General features: G+C 59.0%; 4 protein-coding genes. All 4 read right to left on the bottom strand.

From position 1 onward, the window contains the following. A partial coding sequence (locus ACE3OH_RS18020; protein ID WP_374356359.1) for a PhoH family protein occupies positions 1 to 707 on the bottom strand: 707 nt, incomplete at its 3' end. 462 nt (positions 708 to 1,169) lie between these two features. Then, entirely contained in the window at positions 1,170 to 2,525 is a 1,356-nt protein-coding gene (gene miaB / locus ACE3OH_RS18015) for a tRNA (N6-isopentenyl adenosine(37)-C2)-methylthiotransferase MiaB (protein ID WP_374356356.1), read from the bottom strand. Between the two features lie 290 nt (positions 2,526 to 2,815). Further along, positions 2,816 to 4,978 (bottom strand): catalase/peroxidase HPI, encoded by a 2,163-nt coding sequence (gene katG, locus ACE3OH_RS18010; RefSeq protein ID WP_374356353.1) that lies wholly within the window; start codon positions 4,976 to 4,978, stop codon positions 2,816 to 2,818. 975 nt (positions 4,979 to 5,953) lie between these two features. Next, positions 5,954 to 6,191, bottom strand: a 238-nt coding sequence (locus tag ACE3OH_RS18005; RefSeq protein WP_374356350.1) for a hypothetical protein, incomplete at its 5' end; no start/stop codon positions are given.

Genomic DNA, 6,191 nt, shown 5'->3' with positions numbered 1-6,191 from the left:
TCGTCCAGAATGATGAAGGCGTGATTAAGGGTGCGGCCGCGCATAAAGGCCAGCGGCGCCACTTCGATAATGCCGCGCTCGAATAATTTGGTGACCTTGTCAAAACCCATCAGGTCGTACAGCGCGTCATACAGCGGCCGCAAATAGGGGTCGACCTTTTGCACCAGGTCGCCAGGCAAGAACCCCAGCCGCTCGCCCGCCTCCACTGCCGGCCGCACCAGCACCAGCCGCTTGACCAGATCGCGTTCCAGCGCATCCACTGCGCTTGCCACCGCCAGATAGGTCTTGCCGGTACCGGCCGGGCCGATGCCGAAGGTAATATCGTTTTCCTGAATCGCCTTAAGGTACTGCACCTGACGCGGCGTGCGTCCGCGCAAGTCGGCGCGCTTGGTCATCAGTGCCGGCATATCGTCGGCGCTACCCTTGCCCTCGATCGGCTGGGCCACCTCGATCAAGCCAAGCTGGATCTCCTCCAGATCGATAGGCCGACGCGAGATGGCGTAAAACCGCTCCAGCAGCTCGGCCGCCAGCTTGGTCTGGGCAATGCGACCAGAAATGCTGAAATGCTCGCCGCGCCGGGCAATATCCACTTCCAATGCGTTTTCAATCTGCCGCAGATTCTCATCCAGCGCGCCGCACAGATTGGCGAGGCGGGCGTTATCGATGGGCTCGAAACCGAGCTCGCGGGTGGCGTGACGTGTGGTCAATGTATTCGATCCAATTTATTTGCTTGAAATGGACTCGTTTCGTCTTTGCTTAGCAATAGGGCAGCCAGCACGTCCACAAAAGCAATTTTCAAACAAGTGGGCAAGTCCAAACTAACCCGACCCCAGCAATGAGCGGCCCAACAACAGACATCGGCATCAGCATCCAGTTAGCCCAAGTCCGCAGCGTTGCCGACTTATCAGCAAGTCGCTTGAAACTTAACATCGAAACCGGCGAGAACAGCAAGGCCAACAGCGCCATCTGAACAAAAAAATACGTGCCGTAACGATGAAACAGTGTTTGATGAAAGGCCAAACTACCCGCAAGTAACGCCCAATATACGGAAGTGACGCAAACCAGTACTTGTCGGAGTCGTTTCGAACATCTAGCCCAATTCCACCGAAGTGAACTAAGAGAAAGACCCCAAAAAGCCAGCAGGACAAGTACGGTTATCATCTGCGCCCTTAAGCCACCGTCTCGCGCGTCACGATTTCACCGCGCAGCGTATGCGGCGCCGATTCGGTGATCAGTACGTCGACAAACTGATGGATCAGGCGCGCATTGCCAGGGAAGTTGACGATGCGGTTGTTATCGGTACGGCCAGCGAGCTCATCGGCATTCTTGCGCGCCACGCCTTCTACCAGCACCCGCTGCACGCTGCCTATCATGCCCTGCTGCACTGCCTGGGCCTGCTTGTCGATCAAGGCTTGCAGGCGCTGCAGGCGCTTGAGTTTGACCTCTTGCGGCACATCGTCGGGCAGGTCGGCTGCCGGCGTGCCGGGGCGGCGGCTGTAGATAAAGCTGAAGCTGGCATCGAAATTCAGCTCTTCCACCAGCTTCATGGTCTTTTCGAAGTCCTCATCGGTCTCGCCGGGAAAGCCAACGATAAAGTCCGACGCCAGATTCAGGTTCGGCCGCGCCTCGCGCAGCTTGCGCACGATCGACTTGAATTCCAGCGTGGTATAGCCGCGCTTCATATTCACCAAGGTGCGATCGGAACCCGCCTGCACCGGCAGATGCAGGTGCGATACCAGCTTGGGCAGGGTGCGGTAGCAGTCGATCAGCCGCTGGGTCATTTCCTTGGGATGGCTGGTGGTGTAGCGAATCCGCTCGATGCCGGGGATGTCGTGCACATACTCCAGCAGCAGGGCAAAGTCGGCCCAGCTGTGTTCATCGTCGGCGCCATCTTCCATCTTGCCACGGTAGGCATTCACGTTCTGGCCGAGCAGGGTGACTTCTTTCACGCCTTGCTGAGCGAGGCCGGCCACTTCTACCAGCACATCCTCAAACGGCCGGCTGACTTCCTGACCACGGGTGTAGGGCACCACGCAGAATGAGCAGAACTTCGAGCAGCCTTCCATGATCGAGACAAAGGCATGGGCGCCTTCGACCCGCGCCGGCGGCAAGTGGTCGAATTTTTCGATTTCCGGGAAGGAAATATCCACCTGCGAATCACCGCTGCTACGCCGTTTGGCGATCAGGTCAGGCAGGCGATGCAGGGTTTGCGGGCCGAACACCAGGTCCACATAGGGCGCGCGCTTGATGATGGCATCGCCCTCTTGCGAGGCCACGCAACCGCCCACGCCGATCAGCAGATCAGGGTTCTTGAGCTTGAGCTCCCGCACCCGGCCCAGGTCGGAAAACACCTTTTCCTGCGCCTTTTCGCGCACCGAGCAGGTGTTGAACAGGATGACATCTGCCTCTTCCGGATTGTCGGTCTTGGTCAGGCCTTCCGACATATTCAGGACATCGGCCATCTTGTCCGAGTCGTACTCGTTCATCTGGCAGCCGAAGGTTTTGATGAAGACTTTCTTGCTCATAAAGAACCGCCCGTGAAATCAATTACTTATCCTGCGCCGCAAAGCCGCGCCGCACATAAGGCAAATGCCCGACGCCTTGAGACGTCGGGCTTTGAATACATAGTGGGCTGACGGCGCTTGCTACGGCAACAAAACCCACCGCAACTACCCGCCCAGCTTTGGGCGCGGCCCGGCGCGCCACCTGCTAAACCACCCAAAGGGCGGGCATTTTACCCGTTTTTCAGCAGCCACCCGCTCCGATTGTCGGGCGATCTGCCGCCACGCTGCCGACAGACCGCCCACCACACGGATCAAGCCAGATCGAAACGATCGAGATTCATCACCTTGACCCAGGCGGCGACAAAGTCATGCACGAACTTGTGCTGGCCATCTTGCGAGGCATACACCTCGGCCAGCGCCCGCAACTGCGAGTTCGAGCCAAACACCAGATCGCTACGGCTGGCGGTGAACTTCAGCGCACCCGTATGGCGATCCTTGCCCTCGAATACCTCGGCATCGCCATCGACCGGCGTCCAGGCAGTACCCATATCCAGCAGATGTACGAAAAAGTCGTTGCTGAGCACGCCCACCCGATCGGTGAATACGCCAAGCTTGCTGCCATCGAAATTGGCACCAAGCACGCGCAGGCCGCCGATCAGCGCGGTCAATTCCGGTGCACTGAGCGTCAGCAACTGGGCACGATCGATCAGCAGCGCTTCGCTCGGGGCGCCAAGCTTGGCCGGCAGATAGTTGCGGAAACCATCGGCAAGCGGCTCCAGCACCGCAAACGAAGCGATATCGGTCTGCGCCTGGCTGGCATCGACCCGGCCCGGCGTAAACGGCACCGTCAACGGCACACCGGCCGCCTTGGCCGCCTCTTCGACCCCGACCACGCCGGCCAGGACGATCACATCAGCCAGCGATGCCTTGCCGGAAGCCTGCTGGATCGCGGTCAATACCGCCAACGGGCCCTGCGTGCCGGCATTGATTGCCCAGTCTTTTTGCGGGCTCAGCGCCAAGCGTGCGCCATTGGCACCGCCACGCTTGTCGCTGCCCCGGAAGGTGGAAGCCGATGCCCATGCCACCGACACCAGCTGGCTGATACTCAAGCCCGAGGCGAGAATGCGCGCTTTCAGGTCAGCAATATCGGCCGGCGTGGGCTGATGTATCGCGGCCGGCAGCGGGTCTTGCCAGATCAGGTCTTCCTTTGGCACTTCCGGGCCGAGGTAGCGCGCTTTCGGGCCCATATCGCGGTGGGTGAGCTTGAACCAGGCGCGTGCAAACGCTTCGGCAAACGCCTGCGGGTCTTGGTGAAAACGCCGCGAAATGGCACCGAATGCCGGGTCAAAGCGCAGGGTCAGGTCGGTAGTCAGCATGGTCGGCTTATGGAATTTGCCGGGGATGTGCGCATCCGGAATGATCTCCGGCGCATCCTTGGCGACCCACTGCTTGGCACCGGCCGGCGAATGGGTGAGCTCCCATTCGTAGCCGAACAGGTTCTCGAAGAAATTATTGCCCCACTGTGCCGGCGTCTTGGTCCAGGTAACTTCGAGGCCGCTGGAGATGGTGTCCTTGCCGTGGCCCTGACCATGATTGCTGATCCAGCCCAGGCCCTGCGCCTCGATAGGCGCCCCTTCTGGTTCGGGACCCTTGTGCGATTCGGGCGCAGCACCATGCGCCTTGCCAAAGGTGTGCCCGCCGGCAATCAGGGCGACGATCTCTTCATCGTCCATCGCCATGCGATTGAAAGTGGCGCGGATATCGTGTGCGGCGGCCAGATAGTCGCCACTGGCGTTCGGGCCCTCCGGGTTCACATAGATCAGGCCCATATGGGTGGCGGCAAGGTTGGCATCCAGCTCACGCTCGCCATGAAAGCGCTTGTCGGCAGCAAGCCATGCGGTCTCGGCACCCCAGTTCACATCGTGATCCGGCTCCCACACGTCTTCGCGGCCGCCAGCAAAGCCGAAGGTGCGAAAACCCATCGATTCCAGCGCCACATTGCCGGCCAGGATGAACAGGTCGGCCCAGGAAATCTTCTGACCGTACTTTTGCTTGATCGGCCACAACAGGCGGCGGCTCTTGTCGATATTGACGTTGTCCGGCCAGGAATTAAGCGGCGCAAAGCGTTGCTGGCCGCGTCCGCCACCGCCACGACCGTCGAAAGTGCGGTAAGTGCCGGCCGAATGCCAGGCCATACGCACAAACTGCGGACCGTAATGGCCGAAGTCGGCCGGCCACCAGGGCTGGCAGTCGGTCATCAGCTTGACCAGATCAGCCTTGATGGCGTGATAGTCAAGTTTTTTGAATTCGTCGGCGTAGCGAAATTGCGCACCCAGCGGATTGGACTTCTCACCATGCTGATTCAGCAAGTCAACTCTTAGCTGGTTCGGCCACCAGTCGCGATTTGCGGTGCCAGCACCGGCCACATGATGCACCGGACACTTGGCTGCGTTTTTTGGGGACTGTTCAGTCATTTCTGCTCCTTGATGTGGGACGAAGAACAGCTCCATTGTCCACCTCGGCATGCAATTATTCAAATTGATTGAATATTAATATTCGATTGAGAATAACTATCGAAATGGCGCGAGGTTCATGGCGAAAGAACTATGCGGGCAAAGCGCTGACGACCCGATACCCGTCGACAAACGTAGCAAGCACTCCGCCCACCGACTCCCAACGCGCGTTGCCGATGACCGCAACCTCACAGCCGCACTGCGCAGAAAACAAAAAACCCGCAGAGCCGGAAGCTGTGCGGGTTTAGATATGGCTTTGGACGCCAAGGAATGAGGTTTTGGTGGTATGACTGCACTTGAATAAAAGCCTGAAATTGGCTCTGCAAAAGGCTTTCAGAAAGATAGATTTAAAAAGTACCGTCAAAAATACCGTCAAAACTAGTTCGCTGCTCCTGCGCTGATCGCACCCTGCGCCGGCCTCCTTTGTGAATGACGCCCGACGAAAGCCCGAGCAATCGCCAAGGAGGCGGCAGGGCAGAAAAGCATCGGAACATTCGGAACAGTCGGAACATCCAGCAAGGGTGCGGGTTACAGGACTACATATTCCGGAACGGGAATCAGAACATTCGGAACATTTACCCTTTTGTTGCGCCTTGTCCTGACGGCTGGGGCCACCACATGCACGACTGTTTACCGGCATCGGGCTGGGCCTGTCTATGCGCCGGGCAAAACATCGGCGCGGGCGAGCCTCCCTCCTGCCCGCCCGTCGCGGCGGCCTCGTGCTACCCGGTCGGACGGGCTGATACCCCGTGATATAGTGGCCCGGTGTGCTCTTGGTGACGATCAATGGCGTTTGTGCTCTCGAAAAAACAGGGTCATCCGGTCGAACCGGCATGGGACGAAGTGGAAGAGCGCATGGGCCTCTATGGCCGGGGTGATGCGTTCGAGCGGTTGAAAACCAGCGCCATAGACGCAGCAAGGCGCGGGAGCCTTGGGCTAATTGATCCGGTACAGAAACAGTTCGCGGCCACGCTTGGGCGGGATTGCTGGAGCCTCATCGGTCGGGGTGATGCGTTCGAGCGCGTTACGTTCCCTTTCGGTCATGATGATGCGTTCAAGCGGGCTATGTCCCCTTTCGGTCTTGATGATGCGTTCAAGCGGGCTACGTCCCCTTTCGGTCTTGATGATGCGTTCAAGCGGGCTACGTCCCCTATCGGTATATAGGATGAGTACA

It is taken from the genome of Chitinimonas sp., from assembly GCF_041904975.1.
In the GTDB taxonomy this organism is placed as follows: domain Bacteria; phylum Pseudomonadota; class Gammaproteobacteria; order Burkholderiales; family Chitinimonadaceae; genus Chitinimonas.
The sequence above is the reverse complement of the archived record's forward strand: the minus strand, read 5'-3'. Positions and strand labels throughout refer to the sequence as shown.